15 protein-coding genes, 1 tRNA gene and 4 pseudogenes are annotated in these 18,261 nt (G+C 71.5%); 13 read left to right on the forward strand and 7 right to left on the reverse strand.

Annotated features, from left to right (window positions below; translation table 11 throughout):
* The first annotated feature begins 1 nt into the window (after window position 1).
* Together IG90_RS0122350 and IG90_RS0122355 are read left to right on the forward strand one after the other, a co-directional pair.
* Window positions 2–442 (forward strand): PPOX class F420-dependent oxidoreductase, encoded by a 441-nt coding sequence (locus IG90_RS0122350; protein ID WP_030587298.1) that lies wholly within the window; start codon window positions 2–4, stop codon window positions 440–442.
* A 102-nt stretch (window positions 443–544) separates the two neighbouring features.
* Window positions 545–1,756 (forward strand): MBL fold metallo-hydrolase, encoded by a 1,212-nt coding sequence (locus tag IG90_RS0122355; RefSeq protein ID WP_030587301.1) that lies wholly within the window; start codon window positions 545–547, stop codon window positions 1,754–1,756.
* Window positions 1,757–1,876: 120 nt separating this feature from the next.
* Here the strand turns inward: IG90_RS0122355 and IG90_RS0122360 are convergent.
* Window positions 1,877–2,194, reverse strand: a pseudogene (locus IG90_RS0122360) (TipAS antibiotic-recognition domain-containing protein); the annotation flags it as partial.
* Window positions 2,195–2,315: 121 nt separating this feature from the next.
* On the opposite strand from IG90_RS0122360, the pseudogene IG90_RS46040 reads away from it, so the two are divergent.
* The 4 genes and pseudogenes from IG90_RS46040 to IG90_RS0122375 all read left to right on the forward strand — a co-directional run bounded on the left by IG90_RS46040 (window position 2,316) and on the right by IG90_RS0122375 (window position 4,166).
* Window positions 2,316–2,784 (forward strand): annotated as a pseudogene (locus IG90_RS46040) (hypothetical protein).
* A 124-nt stretch (window positions 2,785–2,908) separates the two neighbouring features.
* Window positions 2,909–3,337 (forward strand): pyridoxamine 5'-phosphate oxidase family protein, encoded by a 429-nt coding sequence (locus IG90_RS0122365; protein WP_030587309.1) that lies wholly within the window; start codon window positions 2,909–2,911, stop codon window positions 3,335–3,337.
* Window positions 3,338–3,438: 101 nt separating this feature from the next.
* Window positions 3,439–3,579, forward strand: a pseudogene (locus IG90_RS0122370) (short-chain dehydrogenase); the annotation flags it as partial.
* Window positions 3,580–3,683: 104 nt separating this feature from the next.
* Window positions 3,684–4,166, forward strand: coding sequence for a nuclear transport factor 2 family protein (locus tag IG90_RS0122375; protein ID WP_030587315.1), 483 nt, complete (start codon window positions 3,684–3,686; stop codon window positions 4,164–4,166).
* Window positions 4,167–4,238: 72 nt separating this feature from the next.
* On the opposite strand, the gene IG90_RS0122380 is transcribed toward IG90_RS0122375, so the two are convergent.
* Window positions 4,239–5,684 (reverse strand): glyceraldehyde-3-phosphate dehydrogenase, encoded by a 1,446-nt coding sequence (locus IG90_RS0122380; RefSeq protein ID WP_030587319.1) that lies wholly within the window; start codon window positions 5,682–5,684, stop codon window positions 4,239–4,241.
* Window positions 5,685–6,106: 422 nt separating this feature from the next.
* On the opposite strand from IG90_RS0122380, the gene IG90_RS0122385 reads away from it, so the two are divergent.
* Genes IG90_RS0122385 through IG90_RS0122405 form a run of 5 tightly spaced genes read left to right on the forward strand, consistent with a single transcriptional unit; the run spans window position 6,107 to window position 10,271 of the window.
* Window positions 6,107–8,275: a sensor histidine kinase gene (locus IG90_RS0122385; RefSeq protein WP_030587322.1), complete on the forward strand. Its 2,169-nt coding sequence runs from the start codon at window positions 6,107–6,109 to the stop codon at window positions 8,273–8,275.
* A 5-nt stretch (window positions 8,276–8,280) separates the two neighbouring features.
* The gene (locus IG90_RS0122390) at window positions 8,281–8,715 is read left to right on the forward strand and encodes a roadblock/LC7 domain-containing protein (protein ID WP_030587325.1); all 435 of its coding nucleotides are present in this window, start codon (window positions 8,281–8,283) and stop codon (window positions 8,713–8,715) included.
* 2 nt (window positions 8,716–8,717) lie between these two features.
* Entirely contained in the window at window positions 8,718–9,089 is a 372-nt protein-coding gene (locus tag IG90_RS0122395) for a DUF742 domain-containing protein (RefSeq protein WP_030587327.1), read from the forward strand.
* A complete protein-coding gene (locus IG90_RS0122400; RefSeq protein ID WP_030587330.1) occupies window positions 9,067–9,690 on the forward strand; it encodes a GTP-binding protein in 624 nt (207 codons plus the stop codon). Before IG90_RS0122395 ends, IG90_RS0122400 begins: the two co-directional genes overlap by 23 nt.
* On the forward strand, window positions 9,687–10,271 hold the full coding sequence (locus tag IG90_RS0122405) for a GAF domain-containing protein (protein ID WP_030587333.1): 585 nt from the start codon (window positions 9,687–9,689) through the stop codon (window positions 10,269–10,271). The genes IG90_RS0122400 and IG90_RS0122405 overlap by 4 nt, the downstream gene beginning before the upstream one ends.
* 210 nt (window positions 10,272–10,481) lie before the next feature.
* On the opposite strand, the gene IG90_RS0122410 is transcribed toward IG90_RS0122405, so the two are convergent.
* The 3 genes and pseudogenes from IG90_RS0122410 to IG90_RS46045 form a co-directional block, all read right to left on the reverse strand.
* Window positions 10,482–10,913 (reverse strand): hypothetical protein, encoded by a 432-nt coding sequence (locus tag IG90_RS0122410; protein ID WP_033894551.1) that lies wholly within the window; start codon window positions 10,911–10,913, stop codon window positions 10,482–10,484.
* 277 nt (window positions 10,914–11,190) lie between these two features.
* Window positions 11,191–11,928, reverse strand: coding sequence for a dienelactone hydrolase family protein (locus IG90_RS0122415; protein ID WP_030587338.1), 738 nt, complete (start codon window positions 11,926–11,928; stop codon window positions 11,191–11,193).
* A 289-nt stretch (window positions 11,929–12,217) separates the two neighbouring features.
* Window positions 12,218–12,323 (reverse strand): annotated as a pseudogene (locus IG90_RS46045) (transketolase); the annotation flags it as partial.
* Between the two features lie 179 nt (window positions 12,324–12,502).
* Between IG90_RS46045 and IG90_RS0122420 the strand changes: the two are divergent.
* Window positions 12,503–12,576 (forward strand) — tRNA-Pro (locus tag IG90_RS0122420).
* 501 nt (window positions 12,577–13,077) lie between these two features.
* Here the strand turns inward: IG90_RS0122420 and IG90_RS0122425 are convergent.
* Window positions 13,078–15,654, reverse strand: a complete 2,577-nt coding sequence (locus IG90_RS0122425; protein ID WP_324604307.1) for a SpoIIE family protein phosphatase — start codon at window positions 15,652–15,654, stop codon at window positions 13,078–13,080.
* Between the two features lie 324 nt (window positions 15,655–15,978).
* Window positions 15,979–16,932 carry a 1-phosphofructokinase family hexose kinase gene (locus IG90_RS44355; protein ID WP_030587343.1) on the reverse strand — a complete coding sequence of 318 codons (954 nt, stop codon included), beginning with the start codon at window positions 16,930–16,932 and terminating at the stop codon, window positions 15,979–15,981.
* Between the two features lie 688 nt (window positions 16,933–17,620).
* Here IG90_RS44355 and IG90_RS0122440 point away from each other — a divergent pair.
* Complete coding sequence (locus IG90_RS0122440) at window positions 17,621–17,911, forward strand: DUF1540 domain-containing protein (protein ID WP_030587346.1); 291 nt, start codon at window positions 17,621–17,623, stop codon at window positions 17,909–17,911.
* The last annotated feature ends 350 nt before the right edge of the window (window positions 17,912–18,261 follow it).

Raw genomic sequence — 18,261 nt, forward strand, 5'->3', positions numbered from 1 at the left:
CATGACGCGAATCGAACCCGCACAGGAAGCGCTGCTCCGCCTCATCGGTGAGCACGACGGCGGTGTTCTGGTCACCCTGAAGCAGGACGGACGCCCTCAACTGTCCAACGTCGATCACGCCTTCCATCCCGAGGAGCGGGCGATCCGCGTCTCGATCACCGAGGGCCGGGCCAAGACCCGTAACCTGCGGCGCGACCCCCGGGCGAGCTACCACGTCACCAGCGACGACCGCTGGGCCTGGACCGTCGCCGACGGAACCGCCGAGCTGACCCCGCCCGCCGCGGCGCCGGACGACGCCACGGTGGAGGCCCTGATCACGCTCTACCGGGACGTCAAGGGCAAGCACCCCGACTGGGACGACTACCGGCGGGCCATGGTCGAGGACCGCAGGGTGCTGCTCACCCTGCACATCGACCACGTCTACGGGCGACAGCGTGGCTGACACCGCCACCGGCCGGATCGCCTGCCCCGTTCAGCATCTTCTGGTCGCCCTGTCGCACAGGCTGACCATAATGAGACGACACCGACTCCCTCAGGAGATGTTGTGACCGGCGCTGACTACTTGCTTCCGCTCCGCACGAAACTGCGCTCGATGCGCACCGAGTCCTTCGGGGCCGATCCGGCCGGAGCGCGGATGGAGCGCATCCGCCGCTCGCCCCATTTCGTCGACGGGGTCTTCCAGAACCCGGTGGGGGCCCGCACCAGGCCCTCCGGGTCCACGGTCGAATTCGCCAAGATCTACTTCCATAAGGAGCAGCGGGCCCGCAGGATGCCGACGGGCACCGTGCCCGTCCACGCCACGACCCTCGCCGACCTGGCCGCACCGCCCGCCACCGGGCTCCGGCTGACCTGGATGGGCCATTCCAGCGTGCTGGCGGAGATCGACGGCCGGCGGATCCTGTTCGACCCGGTCTGGGGTGAGCGCTGTTCCCCGTTCCCGTTCGCCGGGCCCAAGCGCCTGCACCCCACTCCGCTGCCGCTGGCCGCGCTCGGACCCGTCGACGCGGTCGTGATCTCCCACGACCACTACGACCACCTCGACCTGCCGACGATCCGCGCCCTGGCCGGCACCGACACGGTCTTCGCCGTGCCGCTCGGCGTCGGGGCCCATCTGGAGCGCTGGGGCGTCCCCGTCGACCGGATGCACGAGCTCGACTGGAACGAGACCGCGACCGTCGCCGGAATCCGTCTCACCGCCACCCCCGCACGCCACTTCTGCGGTCGCGGGCTGCGCAACCAGCAGCACGCCCTCTGGGCGTCGTGGGCCGTCGCGGGGCCGGAGCACCGGATCTACCACAGCGGGGACACCGGCTATTTCCCCGGCTTCCGGGACATCGGGGCCGAGCACGGGCCCTTCGACGCCACCATGATCCAGATCGGTGCGTACTCGGAGTACTGGCCGGACATCCACATGACGCCCGACGAGGGCATGCGCGCCCATCTGGATCTCCAGGGCGGCCGCCCGCACGGCGTGCTGCTGCCGATCCACTGGGGCACCTTCAACCTGGCGCCGCACGCCTGGGCGGAGCCGGGCGAGTGGACGAAGGACGCCGGCGAGGACGCCGGCCAGGCAGTGGCGTTCCCTCATCCCGGCGAGCCGTTCGAGCCGGCCGGAGCCCTTCCCTCGGAGCCGTGGTGGCGACCGCTGTCCCCATCGCTCGCCCGCCCGTGGCGCCGCACCAAGGAGCAGGCGGGCCCCGGCCCGGGCCCCGCAGCGGCGGCACGGGGCGATCTCGACCTGGCCGGAGACCGCTGACCCCGCGCGGAGCGCGGGGGGGCCCGCCGACCGCCCGCGCCGCTCACGGCTGAGTGCCGCCGCCGGGTCGTCCGGCGGCGGCCCGGTCGCGGTCAGGGGTTTGCCCCGTCCTTCCGGCGGTCAGGCGAGCCGGGAGGCCGCGTACGCTTCGATGGCGTCGCGCTGATACGCGGCCAAACCCGGGGCGATGGCCTCGTACGCGGCGTACCACTGCTCGTTGTCCACGCAGGAGCGCCCGATCGCGCGGTACTCGTCGGCGGACACGGGGTGCAGTGCGGTGAGTGCCCGGTACTGCGCGTCGATCTCGGCCTGCACGGGCTCGGCGTCGGCCGGGGCGCCCGCGGCCATGTGCTCCGCCAGCCGGATCATCAGCGCCGTGCGCTCACGCTGTCCGGCCTCGGTCTCGGCCGGGGTCATGGCGGCGGCCCGTCGGCCGGACGAATACCGGCTCGTCGTCATGATCCTTGCTCATGTCCGGGAGCCTAGAGTGTGTCTCGTTCGTGCCCGATGCCGTCCGCGACGCAACGATCGGCCCCCGATGTGCGTCTCATCGGGCGTGATGGATCTTCCCGAGCCCTCGGAACCCGCCGACTCCCATGACGAGGACGCGAGCGTGCGTCCCGGCCCGCTGTGGCGCCATGCGCTCTGGGTGGCGGGCGTCACCGCCGCCGGAGTGGCGCTGGGATGGGTGGGCGCTCTGTTCCGCATCGGCCCCGAGGAGTACGGCATGCCACCCGCCGCTCCGGGAGCGCTGTGGCCCTATCTGACCGCCTGGACCGTGATCGGCCTGGTGCTGGCCGTCCTCCTGCGGTCCGTGGCGAGCCACGGTTGCGGTCTACTACCCGGAAAAGGCCGCCATCGGTCTCGTCCTGATCGGTACGCGCCTCACCCTCGGCTGGCGTCCGGAGCCCCTGGAAGTCGCGGGCCTGGCTGCGGCCGCGCTGCTCCTGGTGGCCGTCTGGTGCGCCGTCGCGCTGCGCGGGGCGGCCGTCGTACGACGGTCCGAGGGCGCTCCCGATGTCGCTTAGGGTGCGCGGCGGGCCGGGAGCGACCGCGTACGACACGCCGCCCGCTCCGGTGCCGGTGCCGGGAGACACGCCCGGCGCGCGGGGCACACTGGGGCAGCCCGGATTCCGTACGAAGGAGTGTGCAGTGGCCCTCACCCGTGAAGAGCGCGAACAGTTCCTCGCCGAGCCCCATGTCGCCGCACTGGCCGTCGCGTCGCGGGACGGTGACCGGGCCCCGCTCAGCGTGCCCATCTGGTACCAGTACGCACCGGGCGGCGATGTGCGCATCCTCACCGGCCGCACCTCGCGCAAGGCCGAACTGATCGCCGCCGCGGGCCGGTTCACGCTGCTGGTCGACCGGCTGGAGCCGACCATCCGGTACGTCTCCGTCGAGGGGCCCGTCGTCGACACCCGCCCCGGCACGCGCGCGGACCTGGAGGAGGTGTCGGCGCGCTATCTCCCGGCCGAGAAGGTCGCCGGTTACGTGGACTTCGCCTGGGAGAACCACGGGGAGCTGGTCGAGATCACCCTGCGCCCCGAGCACTGGGTCAGCTCCGACCTCGGCCAGGTCTGAGCCCCTGCTCCACCACCCACCCCGAGTCATCCGTCCCCACCGGCCCGTCCGGTGGGGGCCCGGCACGTGTGGCGACGCGACCACGGGGGAGGCGTGCCCCCATGCACTCCTGGACTCCTGACGACATGCCCTGCCCCGGCGGCACCACCGCCGTGGTCACCGGCGCCAACAGCGGCATCGGCGCGGTGACCGCCCTCGTCCTGGCGCGCTCGGGCGCCCGTACCGTTCTCGCCCGCCGGGACGAGCCGGCCCGGCCGACGGGACCGGACGCCTACGCCGTGTGACACGTACCGGGGCCACCGAAAACACGTCGTGCGGCCCCGGGGGACGTTGGTAGGAAGGGGCGATGGACACCGATGCGATGGATCCGCCGGAACCCCTGGACCGTCTGATCGCCGAGCGCGCCTGCGAGCGGCTGGTCGTCGAGTTCGTCCGCACCCTCGATCTGGGTGAACCCGGCGACGTGGCCGAGCTGTTCACCCCGGACGGGGTCTGGGTATGGGCCGAGGGGGACCGGCGGATCGAGGGCCGGGACGCCCTGCGCGCGTACTTCGGGGCCCGTCCTGCCGACCGGCTCTCGCGCCGGCTGTGCACCAACATCCTGGTGACCCTGACGTCCGCCTCGACGGCGACCGCGAGCACGTACTTCACGACGTACCGCGTGGACGGTCACACCGGCGGCATGCTGCCGCCGCGCCTTCCCGTGCAGGTCGGGCACTACGAGGACAGGTTCCGGAAGGTCGACGGGCGGTGGCTCCTCGCCGAACGGGCCCTGTTCCTCGACTTCGGCGGACCGACCGAACGACTGGAGCCGGCCGCCCCGCGCTGAGGCAGACGCCGGGTGCCCGGCAGGAGGACCTGCCGGGCACCTGGGACGTACGTACCGAAGAGCGTGCCGGGGTCAGACCGCCGGGGCCGGGTAGGTCGGGTACTCCACCCCGGAGACGTGCTGCACGACGCGGATGACCTGGCACGAGTAGCCGAACTCGTTGTCGTACCAGAGGTAGAGGATCGCGTTGTCGCCGTCGACCTTGGTGGCGCCCGCGTCGACGATCGAGGCGTGGCGCGAGCCGATGAAGTCGCTGGAGACCGCGTCGGGCGCGCTGATGAAGTCGATCTGACGCTTGAGCGGCGAGGCCAGCGACACGTTGCGGAGGTAGTCGAGGACCTCTTCACGGGTGGTCTCGCGCTCCAGCCGCAGGCTGAGGATCGCGATCGAGACGTCCGGCACCGGGACACGGATCGAGCTGCCGGTGATCGGCGCGTCGAGGTCGGGCAGCGCCTTGGCGACGGCCGAGGCCGCACCGGTCTCGGTGATGACCATGTTGAGCGCAGCCGAACGGCCACGACGATCCGAACCGTGGTAATTGTCCAGCAGGTTCTGGTCGTTGGTGTACGAGTGGACCGTCTCCACGTGCCCGCGCAGCACGCCGTACTCGTCCGCCATCGCCTTCAGCGGCGGCACGATCGCGTTGGTCGTGCAGGACGCGCAGGACAGGATCCGCTCGTCCGGCTTGACCGTGTCGTGGTTGACGCCGTGCACGATGTTCGGGACGTCGCCCTTGCCCGGCGCGGTGAGCACGACCTTGGCGATGCCCGGCTGGAGGTGCTTGGAGAGGCCCTCGCGGTCGCGCCACCGGCCGGTGTTGTCGATCAGGATGGCGTCCTTGATGCCGTACGCCGTGTAGTCGACCGTCGTCGGGTCGTCGGAGTAGATCACCTTGATCTCGTTGCCGTTGGCGATGATCTTGCTGTTCGCCTCGTCGACGGTGATCGTGCCCTGGAACTGGCCGTGGATCGAGTCGCGCCGCAGCAGCGAGGCGCGCTTGACGATGTCCTGGCCGGAGCCCTTGCGGACGACGATGGCCCGCAGGCGCAGGCCGTTGCCCGAACCGGCCTTCTCGATGAGCAGACGGGCCAGGAGCCGGCCGATGCGGCCGAAGCCGTAGAGCACCACATCACGCGATGCGCGGCGCTCGATCTTGTTGTCGCCCGTCGCCCCGGCGACGGCCTCCGCGGTGAACTCCTCGACCGAGAGTCCGCGGCCGTCGGCCCGGTACGTCGCGGCCAGCATGCCTATGTCGATCTGGGAGGGGCCGAGATCGAGCGTCGTCAGAGCCCGCAGGAACGGCATCGTCTCGGTGACCGAGAGTTCCTCACCGGCGATCTGCCGGGCGAAGCGGTGGGTCTTCAGGATGCTGACCACCGACTTGTTCACCAGGGAGCGGCTGTGCAGCAGGACATTGACGTCCTGCTCGCGGTGCAGCTTCCCGATGATCGGGATCATCGACTCCGCGATCTCCTCGCGGTGCATCCAGTTGGTGAACGAGTCGTCATTGACAGTCACAAGTTTATCTTTCGAGCTAGGCGGCGCTCATATGGTAACCGGCCGCGTCCGCGCCCCTTCAGGCGGTGCCCTACCTGCGGGTGAACCCGGAGCCGGCGCCCGGTGCGCGACCCCGGCGCGCTCGAAGTGTCCAGCATGTGGGCGGTCGTCGGCGGTGCGGGGCGATTCGGGGTCAAGGCTGCGAAATCGGGCGCACGTGCGAGAGGTCATACCAGAGTGGGACGGATGGCGGGCAAGTTCGACAACTGCCCGTCGCGCATACGCCTTCGACGACTACCGTGTGTGGCCGGTGATCAACGGTGGGCTCATAACGTTCGGGCCTGCCCGACCGATGACCCGAGCCTGACCGACCACCGTAGGGGCCACCGCATGGACGCCGGCACGACCGCCGGCCCCCGGTGCCCCCTGTACCGAGGACGCTGATGTCTCAACTTCGCGCACCCGAAGCGCGACCGGACCGCCGTGAGGGCGGGCGGCACGGCCGCCCCGGTACGCGCGCCCACTCGGCCACGAGCAGGCCGCGTGCCGCAGGGCCTCCCCTCGACGCCCGCATACGCCCCCAGCTGCTGCGGACCGCGCTGCTCCCGGCCATCGCCGCGGTGCTCAGCGGCGCCGCCGCCGTCATCTTCACCGTCCGCGCCGGAGCCGTCGGCTCCTCACCCAGCCTCTGGGCGGCGCTCGGCGGATCGGCCGCCCTGGCCGTCGCCGCCGTCACCGCCGCCTACCTCGGCGCCAACCGCGTGGCGGGCCAGGTGCTCGACCGGGCCCTCGCGCTCCGCCGCGCCAGCGCCCAGGGCCAGGCCGAGCTGCAACGGGTGGTGGAACAGCTCCGCAACGGGGAAACCGTCGCCGCACGTCCACCGGCGCAACCCCCCGCTCCCGGAGCCGACGCCTTCGAGCTGCTCGGGCAGGAGATGGCACGGGCCCAGGAAGCCGCGGTCGCCGCCGTCGTCCAGGCGTCCCAGCTCTTCAGCAGCACCGGCAACGAACAGAAGGTCGAGGTCTTCGTCAACCTCGCGCGACGGCTGCAATCCCTCGTCCACCGCGAGATCCAGATCCTCGACGAGCTGGAACACGAGGTCGAGGACCCCGACCTCCTCAAGGGCCTCTTCCACGTCGACCATCTCGCCACCCGGATCCGCCGCCACGCGGAGAACCTCGCCGTCCTCGGCGGGGCCGTCTCCCGGCGGCAGTGGAGCAACCCGGTCACGATGACCGAGGTGCTCCGCTCGGCCATCGCCGAGGTCGAGCAGTACCCCCGGGTCAAGCTGGTCCCGCCGATAGAGGGCACCCTGCGCGGCCACGCCGTCGCCGACGTGATCCACCTGCTGGCCGAGCTGGTCGAGAACGCCACCGTGTTCTCCGCCCCGCACACCCAGGTCCTGCTGCGCGTCCAGCACGTCACCGCCGGACTCGCCCTGGAGGTGGAGGACCGAGGTCTCGGGATGCCGGACCACGAGCAGAAGCGGATGAACGCCCTGCTCTGCGACCCCGACCAGGTCAACGTCGCCCATCTGCTCCAGGACGGCCGGATCGGCCTGTTCGTCGTCTCGGCCCTGGCGCGCCGCCACGGCATCGCCGTCCGGCTGCAGAGCAACATCTACGGCGGTACGCAGGCGGTGCTGGTCCTCCCGCAGTCGCTGCTCGGGACCGACCCCGACGCCCCGCCGTCGCCCGACGCCGTGCCCGTGCCGCCCCCCGGCGCGGTGCACCGGCCGCCCGTCGAGGCCGGGACCCCCACCGCTCCGCAGCACACCGGCACGACCCGGCCGGCGGCTCAGGCCCGGACGTCCACGGACGGCTCGCACCAGCGGCCCGGCCACGGGCGGAACGGCGGCCCGCGGACGCCGGCGGGCGATCACGGGCAGAACGGCCGGCCGCGACCGCCCGCGGGCGAGGCCCCGCCCCTCCCGCTGCGCGCCGAGCGCATCGACCGCCCCACACCGCCCGCCTCCCCGCCCGAGCGCGGCGGCCGGACCGTGCCGGCACCCGTCCACGAGCGCGGCGACCGTACCGCGCCGGCACCCGTCCACGAGCGCGACCCCCTCCCGGCCCCGTCACCCGCCCGCCCCGAGCTGCCCAAGCGGACGAACCAGGAAAGCCTCGTCCCGCAGCTGCGCGAAGCACCCGCCCCGCGCGTCGAGGACGAGCACGCCCTGCACGACCCGGGACTCATGGCCGCCTTCCGGCGCGGCGTCGGCCTCGCCGAGGCCCGGACCGCCCAGGAGGATGGCCCCGACGGCGGATACGGGAGCCCCGGCGCAACGGGCACCGAGGGGCAGACCGCGCTCGACGCCCCCCTGGAGTCGCTCTCGCCCCTTCCCGTACGCGGAGACACCACCCCGCCCGACCGCCGTGGCCCGGCGCAGACACCGCGGCCGGACCACGCGCTGCCCGCGGCCGGACTGCCCGTACCGGACAGCTACCCGCCCGCCGCGTACCCGCACGACAGCGCCGCCTACCAGCGCGGCACCTACGCCGAGGGCGACCCCGACCGCAGAGCGGGCGAGTCCGGAGCGCTCGCGGCCGAGTCCTTCCTGCCGGGCCGGGCCGTCCCGGAACCCCGAAAAGACACCACCTTCAAGGAGTAGACACCATGACGAGCGATATGCCGTCCGGTCAGGTCTCGGACCTGGACTGGCTGCTGAGCGGGCTGGTCCGACGCGTGCCCTACACACGCAGCGCGGTCCTGCTCTCCGCGGACGGCCTGGTGAGATCCGTGCACGGCATGGACCCCGACAGCGCCGACCACATGGCGGCCCTGGCCGCCGGTCTGTACTCGCTGGGCCGCAGCGCCGGGGCCCGCTTCGGGGACAACGGGGACGTCCGGCAGGTGGTCGTCGAACTGGACTCCACGCTCCTGTTCGTCTCCACCGCCGGCTCCGGTACCTGTCTCGCCGTCCTCTCCGGGCGGGAGGCGGACGCCGCGGTGCTCGGCTACGAGATGGCGATGCTGGTCAAGAGCGTCCGCCCGTATCTGACGACCCCGCTGCGGCAGCCGGCCGGGGCGCCCTTCACCCCGGGGCTGTGAGGATGCCGGCCCCGCAGGACGGGCCCCTGCTCGACGACGCGGCCGGCCGGCTGATCCGCCCGTACACGATCAGCAACGGCCGCACCCGGCCGTCAACCGCGTTCGACCTGCTGTCCCTGGTCATGGCGACCGGCATCGAGCCGGACATCCCGCTCGGCCCGGAGCACACCGTGGCCCTCGGCATGTGCGAAGGGCCGATGTCCGTCGCCGAGATCGCCGCACACCTCCGGCTGCCCGCGGTCGTCGCCAAGGTCATCCTCTCCGACCTGGTCGCCTGCGGCGCGGTCACCGCGCACGCTCCCGCTTTCCACGACATGCCCACCGACCGATCCCTGCTGGAGGCAGTGCTCGATGGTTTACGACGACAGCTCTGACCGCACCGGAACCTCCGAGTTCTTTCCCGTGGCCCTCAAGGTCCTGGTCGCCGGCGGATTCGGCGTGGGCAAGACGACGCTCGTGGGCGCGGTCAGCGAGATCGCCCCGCTGAGCACCGAGGAACTGCTGACCCAGGTCAGTGTGGGGACGGACAATCTGGACGGCGTCGAGTCCAAGACGGCCACCACCGTCGCCATGGACTTCGGTCGCATCACCCTCTCCGAGCAGCACGTGCTCTATCTCTTCGGCACACCGGGCCAGGAACGCTTCTGGTTCATGTGGGACGAGCTCTCCCAGGGCGCGCTCGGAGCGGTGGTGCTGGCCGACACCCGGCGCCTCGCCGAGTGCTTCGCCGCGGTGGACTTCTTCGAACGGCGCGGCATCGGATTCATCGTCGCCGTCAACGAGTTCGACGGCGCCTACCGCTACGAACCGGACGAGGTCCGCGCCGCGCTCGACCTCGGGCCCGAGGTGCCCGTCGTCCTGTGCGACGCCCGGATCGCCAGCTCCGGCACGGGCGCCCTCGTCACCCTCGTACAACACCTCATCAACGCCACCTCGGCGCCCGCCCCACTCCAGACCTTCGGAGCTCACCCGTGACGTCCTTCGCCACCGGCCGGATGCTCCTGACGCCCACCGACCGGCACGGCCCGGCCCGCGCACAGCGGCTGCGCAAGCTGGATCTCGGCGAACGCCCCGACGCCTCCTACGACAACTTCGACGCCTTCGCCGACAAGGTGGCCGAAGTCACCGCCACACCCTTCTCGATGGTCAACTTCATCGACGAGAACCGGCAGTTCTTCGCGGGACTGCACACCCCGGCCGGCAACCGCGGTGGCCGGGACCTCGGTTCGGCCGCGGCTGGCAGCAACCGCAGCAGCCGGTACCTGGCCCGCGACCACGGCTACTGCCCGCACGTCCTCGTCCGGCGCAAGGCCCTCGTCCTGGACGACGTCTGCGACTACCCGCGCTTCGCGGGCAATCCGGTGGTGGACGACATAGGCATCCGCTCCTATCTCGGGGCGCCGCTGATCGACCGCACCGGCATCGCGCTGGGCACCGTCTGTGCCGTCGACACCGTGCCGCGCCCCTGGGGGCGGGCCGGGCTCGACACCATCAAGTCGCTCGCCCATGAACTCGTCCGCCAGATCGGCGACCGGGAGGGCCACCACCCCCTCTGACACCGCCCCCGCCCCGCAGGCGGTGCGGCGCTCAACACCCGGGCGGCACGCCGGTGCCGCCCTGCGGCGGCGCACATCCGCGACCTGCTGGGCGCGGTGTCCGCGCACGACTGAGGCGGCCCCGAAGGGCGAGGAAGCGGTACGTGCCGGCGGGCTCCCCTGCCCGGCACAACCGCGTCGCGGGGAGCGGCCGTGCCGCCGTGGGCCCGGTCACGACCCTCCGGAAGCACCGTGCGGCCGCACCGCTTCGGCCGCGACGCCGACTGCACGCAACCTCCGTGCCAGCAGGTCGATCTCGGGCCCGGTGCCGTGATGGCGACCGCTGACCATCAGCTCCAGCAGCGTCTGCGCCTCGGGGAGCGTGAGCCCGCGGTCGGCCCGCAGGACGCGGAGGATCGGCAGCCGCCGGACAGTGGTGTCCGACAGGGCCAAGCGGGCCGCGCCGTGTTCGGCGAGCATCCGGGTGCGCAGGTGATCGGGAAGGGTGTCGCCGCACACCAGCACCGTCGACCCGCAGCCGGCACACCGGTGCTCCTCGTCCCAGCGCAATCGGTCGCCCACCACGGCCTGCGTTCCCGAGCAGTGCAGAGTTGCCCCGCAGGCATCGCAGGCGGCCGACCAACGGATCGTTGCGACGTTCACCGCGACAGCACCTCTCGACAGGCGGGCTCATTCTCGTCAGGGATTTCAACCGGGGGGACCCGCACCTCACACCTGCGGCCGGAACGCCCCGCCGCAGGTCGCGATGATCACGGTAGGGGCTCCGTCGCGGCAAATCCGGTATCTGTCATGGCAGTTGTGCATACGTCTCCGCGATCGGGCGTCCGCCCGAATGCGGTTCTGCTGTGCGGACTTGAGGGGAGGGGGCTGTCAGTGCCCGACGCCGGCCTGGCCTGGCCTGGCGCTGACATTGCCCGGGTCATGCCCCCAGATCCTCCGTCACGGGCAGGCACTCGGCGAGCAGGTCGACGACGTCGCGCCAGGCGCGCTGCGCGTGCCGCGGGTGGTGGCCGACGCCGGGGACCACAGGGTGGCCGACCGGCGGGTGGTGGAAGGCGTGCAAGGCGCCGCCGTAGACCGCGAGGCGCCAGTCGACGCCCGCGGCCTGCATCTCGGCGGCGAACGCGTCCCGTTGCGCGGGCGGCATGATCGGGTCTTCCGATCCGACCCCGGCCCACACCGGGCAGCGAATGCGCGCGGCCTCGCCCGGTCGGCCCGTGGTAGTCGCGTTGACTGTCCCGATCGCGCGCAGGCTGACGCCGCCGCGGCCGAGTTCCAGCGCGATGGCGCCCCCGGTGCCGTAGCCGACGGCGGCGATCCGGTCGGGGTCGGTCCGTGGTTCGGTGCGCAACACGTCGAGCGCCGCATGGCCGATGCCCCGCATCCGGTCGGGATCAGCGAGCAGCGGCAGGCAACGGGCCAGCATCTCCTCGGGGTCGCCCAGGTAGCGCCCGCCGTGAAGGTCGAAGGCCAGCGCTGTATATCCCAGTTCGGCGAGAGCATCGGCCCGGCGGCGCTCGACGTCGCTGAGCCCCATGCCCTCTGGTCCGAGCAGCACCGCGGGCCGGCGGTCGACGCCGGCCGGGAGTGCGAGGTGCCCGATCATCGTCAGACCGTCGGCCGGATACTCGACCGTACGCGTCGATATCGTCGTCATGAGGCTGGACTGTAGTGATCGTCGAGCCCGGTCCGGCTGGTGTTCTGCCGCTGGCAGAACAGCGTGGGTATCTTTCTGAGAAACGGCGAGGGGCTCACGAGAACCGTCATGAACCTCGTCCCCACGGCAGCGCTATCGGATCACCCGCCCAGGCCACGGCGTTGGCGGCCGACCCTCACAGCAGGATTCCGGGGTATACCGGCCCGCTCCCGTGAAGGGCGTCACCAGCTGGTTCACCTCCCGGTTCAGGCGGCCTGGCCGAGGCCGGGGTGTGGTCAGTTCCTGGGCTCAGGACCCACACCCGGGGGTCGGTGCCGCCCTGGGCCCGCAGCCCCAGCACGGTCCCGACGGCGAGCGGCAGCCCGTGCCCCCGGGGACCCGCTTCCGATCTCCGAGGTGAGCCAGGTCCGGGCGGTCGTGGGCCGGTGCGGTGGTCGTGTTCGTCATGGCACCGAGCGTTCAACGTCAACCGCGCTTGAGGTCAAGTGCGGAATGGTGTTGGTGACCACCTACTGGAGTGCGGTATTGTTCTCATGCGCGTTCAGCCAGGGGAAACCCCAGGTCAGACGGGCAGCGGGACGTGGCGCAGCTTGGTAGCGCACTTGACTGGGGGTCAAGGGGTCGCAGGTTCAAATCCTGTCGTCCCGACTTTTCGAAGTCGCAAGTCAGGGGTCGTTTCAGAGAGATCTGGAACGGCCCCTTGATCGTTTCTGGGGGCCGGTCGGGGGCCGACTCGCCCTGACGGGTCAGCGCGGGCTTCTTCGACGAGCCGAGACGAACCGGACCGGCGGCCGCTGACCACCGTGCCCAGAGTCGGCCCCGTGCCGTCCTGCCGCGCTCGGCGTCACCCGGATCACCAGCTGGGGAATCGTCTACCACGCCTTTCCCGTCCTGCTCTTCCGTATCACCGCCGACACCGGCTGGGCCATCGCGGCGACCACCGGCGCGTTCTCCCTTGCCTTGCTGGTCCCGGCGGTGGTGGGCTCCACGATCGGCCGGTACCACCCACTACGGCCTCGCCGGTGCTGCCGACGGAGGCGCGTGAGCGGACGAGATCTGCATGTCACCGATATGGACGTGGACGAGGGCACGCTCGTGTTCGACCAGTGGCGGCCCCGGGCGACGGCGGGTCAGCAGACGAACCGTGCTCTAGGAGAGGGCGCTGCCGACGGCGGGCAGGGCCTGTTCGGCCCAGATGACCTTGCCTTCCGGCGTGTACCGGGTGCCCCAGCGCTCGCTGAGCTGCGCCACCAGGAACAGTCCGCGGCCTCCCTCGTCCGTGGTGGCGGCGTACCGCAGGTGCGGGGCGGTACTGCTGCCGTCCCACACCTCGCAGGTCAGAGTGCGATCGTGCAACAGGCGAACGCGAACCGGCGCGGCGCCGTACCGGATGGCGTTGGTGATGAGCTCGCTGAGGATCAGTTCCGTGGTGAAGGCGAGTTCCTCCAGGCCCCACTCGTCGAGTTGCTCGGCCGCGAGGCCGCGCATGGCGCCGACCTCGCTCGGGTCGAACGGTACGTCCCACTCCGCGACCCGGCCGGGGCCCAGAGTCCGTGTCCGGGCGATGAGCAGCGCGATGTCGTCGGAGGGCCGGCTGGGGAGCAGGGCGTCGAGTACGGCGCGGCGACTGGCTTGCGGGTCGCGGTCGGGGTGGCTCAGCGCCGTGCGCAGCCTCTCCAAGCCCTCCGAAATGTCCCGGCTCCGCTCCTCGACCAGCCCGTCGGTGTACAGGACGAGCTGACTGCCTTCCGTCAGGCGCATTTCCACGGTCTCGAACGGCATGCCTCCCAACCCCAGCGGGGGACCGGCCGGCAGTTCCGAGATCGTCGTCGTGCCGTCCGGGGCGACCACAAGCGGTGGCACGTGCCCTGCCCGCGCCATGGCGCAGATCTGGGAGACCGGGTCGTAGACGGCGTACAGGCAGGTCGCGCCCAGGACGCCGCCGTCCGAGGCAGCGCTGTCGCCCTCCTGGTCCATGCGCTGGACGAGGTCGTCGAGACGGGCGAGGAGTTCGTCGGGCGGCAGGTCCAAGGCGGAGAAGTTGTGCACGGCCGTGCGCAGCCGCCCCATGGTGGCCGCGGCGTGCAGGCCGTGCCCGACGACGTCTCCGACGACGAGCCCCACGCGGCTGCCCGGCAGCGGGATCACGTCGAACCAGTCCCCGCCCACTCCGGACTGGGCGGGCTGATAGAAGTGCGCGACGTCCACGGCACTCTGCTCGGGCAGCTCCCGCGGCAGCAGGCTGCGCTGGAGCGTCACAGCGAGATTGTGTTCGCGGGTGTACCGGCGGGCGTTGTCCATCATGACCGCGGCGCGGCCGACAAGCTCCTCGGCCAGGGACAGGTCGTCCTCGTCGAACGGTTCCGGCTTCTGCGACCGCCAGAAGTTGACCACCCCGAGCACGACGCCCCTCGCCTTCAGTGGAGCCGCGATGAGCGAGTGGATCCCGTAGCCGACGATCGCCGATGCCCGCGACGCGTCCTGCGCGTGCCAGCCCGGCGCGTCACGGAGATCGGGCACGAGTTCGGGTGTGCCCGTGCCGTATCCGCGGGCCTGCGGCGTGGACGGCAGGAATTCGATCAGGCTGCCGAGCGGGTACAGCGGGTGATCGGAGCGGATGCCGCTGACCGCCGTGCGCCGCATGTCGGCGCCTGGGCCGGGCTCGTCGCCCTTCAGCACCGGGTCGGCCAGGTCGACCGTGACGAAGTCCGCGAACCGGGGAACGGCGACGTCGGCCAGTTCCTCCGCGGTGCGCACCACGTCGAGGGTGGTGCCGATGTCACCTCCGGCGTCGTAGAGCAGCTTGAGCCGCCTGCGGGCCGTCTCCGCCCGGCTGCTCAGGAGCTGCATCTCGGTGGAGTCGCGGATGGTGACCGCCGAGCCCCGTGGCAGGGTGGGCCGCTGATTGACCACGAGCAGCCGGTCCCCGGCCTCCAGCACCTCGTCGGTGGCCACCCGGCCGGACAGCAGCAGTTCCGCCATTCGGCTGTCCATGCCGACTTCGTCGACGGGGTGTCCTTCGGCGTCGTCCGGCAGGCCGAGCAGCCGTCCGGCCTCGTCGTTCGCCAGGAGCAGTCGTCCGTCGCCGTCGGTGATCAGCACCCCTTCCCGGACGGCGTGGAGCACTGCGGCGTGGTGCTCGTACATGCGGGTCATCTCCTGCGTGCCGAGCCCGTGGGTCTGGCGGCGCAGTCTTCGGCTGATCAGTGCCGTGCCGACGGTGGCCAGAGTCAGACCGATGGCGAGGGCCAGGAGGATGACCGGAAGCTGACGGTCGGCGATGCCGGTCACGCTCTCCACCGTCAGACCCGCCGAGACCAGGGCGACGACCTCGCCCTCGGGCGAGGTGACCGGGACGACCGCCTGGATCTCCTTGCCGAGCGGCCCCTCCACGCTCTCGGTGTGCACCTGGCCGGCGAGTGAGGGCTCGATCGTGCCGACGAACCGCTCTCCGATGCGGTCGGGCTGGGGGTGGCTGTAGCGGATGCCGTTCGTGTCCATCACCACGATGAAGTCCACGCCTGCGTCCCTGCGCGTCTTCTCGGCGAGGGGTTGCAGGATCGCGGACGGGTCGGGAGACCTCAGCGCCTCCCGCAGGCCCAGGGAGTTCGCGAAGGTCTGAGCCACGGAAACCGACCGGTTGCGCGCTTCACGGTCGATGTCGTACCGCGACTGCAGGACCAGGGCCAGCAGGGCGCCGGCCGCGAGCAGCACCACGATCGCCACCTGCAGGATGAAGACCTGTCCGGCGACGCTTCCGAATCTTCTGCCTAGGTTCGACCGCACCGGCACGCCGGGCGCGAGAGACGAGACGGGCTCACAACCTCAGTTGTAACACCTTCTCCCGGCTTGGGCTCCCGGCATACACGGTACGCATCGGTGCCAGGACACAACGTCCCCTCCTTGTGGGTCGGGGAGAGGGCTTGATCCATGATCTGGAAGACGAGGGCGTCCAGGCCGAGGTACTCGCCGTCCACCGAGTCACGGGCAGGCGCGGGGTGCCGGGGACGACTGTGGGCCGGTACGGCACTCATGGCACGCGGCGAGCTCTCATGCACGGGTCTGGAACGTGGTCTCCACCTCCAGGCGGAGCGATCGGGCCACTTCCGGGTCGAACGGCTCGGTGCTGGGGGTGAGCATCGCCGCGGCGGCCACGGCCACCCCCAGTGCGCAGGCGTTGACGGGATCGTCGCCGGCCGTCAGCCGTGTGGCGATGGCGGCCACCATGCCGTCTCCCGCCCCGGCGTCGCTCAACGGCTCGCCGGGCAGCGGTGGCGCGTGCAGCTCGGTGTGACCGTGGCCGGTCGAGCACACCGCGCCCAGCGCTCCCACCGTGGTGACGGCGACTTCGGCGGCTCCCGTGGTGAGCAGGTGCTCGTTGACGGCTCGGGCGTCGTCGAGGCTGAGGACGTCCCGGCCGGTCAGGCTCGCGGCCTCTGTCCGGTTGCACCTGAGGAGGAAGACGCCTTCCGCGAGTGCTTCGCCGAGGGCTGGCCCGGAGGTGTCCAGAATCAGCCGGGATCCGGCTTCCTTGAGACGGTGTGCGACGACGGCGTAGAAGTCGGCGGGCAAGCCGCCGGGCAGGCTGCCGCTGGCCACGACGTACGGGCAATTGCCGGCGGCTCGCTCCAGTGCGTCGAGGCACCGCAGTCCCTCGTGTTCGCGCAGTCGTGGGCCGGGCGGCACGATGTGGTAGCAGTGACGCGATGCGGTGTCGAACAGCACGAGTGCTTCGCGGGTCTCGTCCTCGATGCCGACGGCGACATGGTCGACGCCTTCTTCGTCCAGCAGCCGGTTCAGGCGCAGGCCGACCTCGCCTCCGGACGTGTGGACGGCGGTGGCCCGTCCTCCGAGCCGCACCACACCACGGGCGACGTTGATCCCTCCGCCCCCGGCAGCCACCGGTCCCACCCGGGCACGGTTCTTGCCGATGCCCGTCAGATGCTCGACCTCCCAGGCGAGATCGACGGTGGGGTTCGTCGTCAGGGTGAGCACCGACGGCACGGCGGCCGTACTCCGAGGGCCCCTCGCATCGCCGGTCTTCCCGGCTGGGGTGGGGGTCGGTGGCGAGGGCGCGCTCATCGTGGTATCCGGGCGATCGCGCCCATCCGGGCTCGGTGTAGCCGCCTGCTGGACATCGCCTTGCGTCATCGCGCCCACCTCCGCGGACAGGGAGACGACTCGCTTCCCATGCTGGGGCAGCGAGAGGTCACCCGCATGCCGGCCCAGCCCGGTCCGCACCGCCCTGTATCCGGTACTGAGAGCCCCGACCCCGGAGCCGGGAAGGCGGACCGTCGCGGACTGTCGTCCGGGCGGGTGCCGTTCAGGCGCTCGGCCGTGCTGTCGCCGGGCTGGTGGTCGAGCCCGTGGCAGGCGGTCAGTTTGATGCGGTCGTGAAGGGAATCCAGAGCAGCGGGTGGGCCCATACGCCTGCCGCGTGCCCAGCCGAGCGAATGGTCCCTTGGCTCGACGGCGCACAGGTGCTCGAACCGGGGTCGTGTTTCCTGTGACCTGTTCCCCGTGACCGCGTGGCCCGGCGTCCGGCAGCGGATTGCGCTGACCGGTGGAAGCCCGCTGGCCGCCGACGCCATGTCCGGTCACGCTCGACACAGGTGAGGGAGCAGCGTTGAAGCCGCTCACCCACAGCTCACCGTCGACGAGTGGGACGAGACGCGAACCAGGAGACGCCATCATGGACATGCCTGTCGTGAACGAGTGCGTGGTCGAGGACTGCGCCTACAACCGGGATCACGCTTGCCACGCCTTGGCCATCACCGTGGGAGACCCCGAGCCCGGGCACGCACACTGCGACACCTTCTTCACCGCACCGTCCAAGGGCGGAGACCCGACCGCCACCGGCCGTGTCGGTGCCTGCAAGATGTCCGACTGCCGGCACAACGCCGACCTCGAATGCCGTGCCCCGGGTATCACCGTCGGCTACCAGCAGACCGCTGTCGACTGCCTGACCTACGCACCCGCCTGAGCCTGCGACACGGCCGTCGAGATGGAGCGCGGTGCCGATCGGGCCCTCACGGCCTGTGGCTCTGGCTCGTATCGTGAGATGCCTGGGGCGAAGACCCTCTCACCTTGCCCCTGGCGTTCGGGTCGTCCAGGGGCACGAGCGGTCTCCTGGGAAGGGGAAGGAACAGTGGGAGCTCTGATCACCCCTGTCGCCCGACCTCAGGGTCCCTACGGCCGTGAGGCCGAGTGGGACAGGCTTGTCGCATGCGTCGACGATCCGCGTCCCAGGCCGGTGATCGGTGTCGTCCTGGCGACGCTGAGCGTGGGCTCGCTCCGGACGACCCGCCCCGGCCCAGGCCGAGGGAAGAGCGG

Origin of the sequence: Streptomyces anulatus (genome assembly GCF_000721175.1) — a bacterium.
Lineage (GTDB): Bacteria > Actinomycetota > Actinomycetes > Streptomycetales > Streptomycetaceae > Streptomyces > Streptomyces anulatus_C.

Coding starts and splice junctions, on each gene's coding strand:
- IG90_RS0122350 (WP_030587298.1), top strand. CDS start 2: ATGACGCGAATCGAACCCGCACAGGAAGCGCTGCTCCGCCTCATCGGT.
- IG90_RS0122375 (WP_030587315.1), top strand. CDS start 3,684: ATGGACACCGATGCGATGGATCCGCCGGAACCCCTGGACCGTCTGATC.
- IG90_RS0122385 (WP_030587322.1), top strand. CDS start 6,107: ATGTCTCAACTTCGCGCACCCGAAGCGCGACCGGACCGCCGTGAGGGC.
- IG90_RS0122390 (WP_030587325.1), top strand. CDS start 8,281: ATGACGAGCGATATGCCGTCCGGTCAGGTCTCGGACCTGGACTGGCTG.
- IG90_RS0122395 (WP_030587327.1), top strand. CDS start 8,718: ATGCCGGCCCCGCAGGACGGGCCCCTGCTCGACGACGCGGCCGGCCGG.
- IG90_RS0122400 (WP_030587330.1), top strand. CDS start 9,067: ATGGTTTACGACGACAGCTCTGACCGCACCGGAACCTCCGAGTTCTTT.
- IG90_RS0122415 (WP_030587338.1), bottom strand. CDS start 11,928: ATGACGACGATATCGACGCGTACGGTCGAGTATCCGGCCGACGGTCTG.
- IG90_RS0122440 (WP_030587346.1), top strand. CDS start 17,621: ATGGACATGCCTGTCGTGAACGAGTGCGTGGTCGAGGACTGCGCCTAC.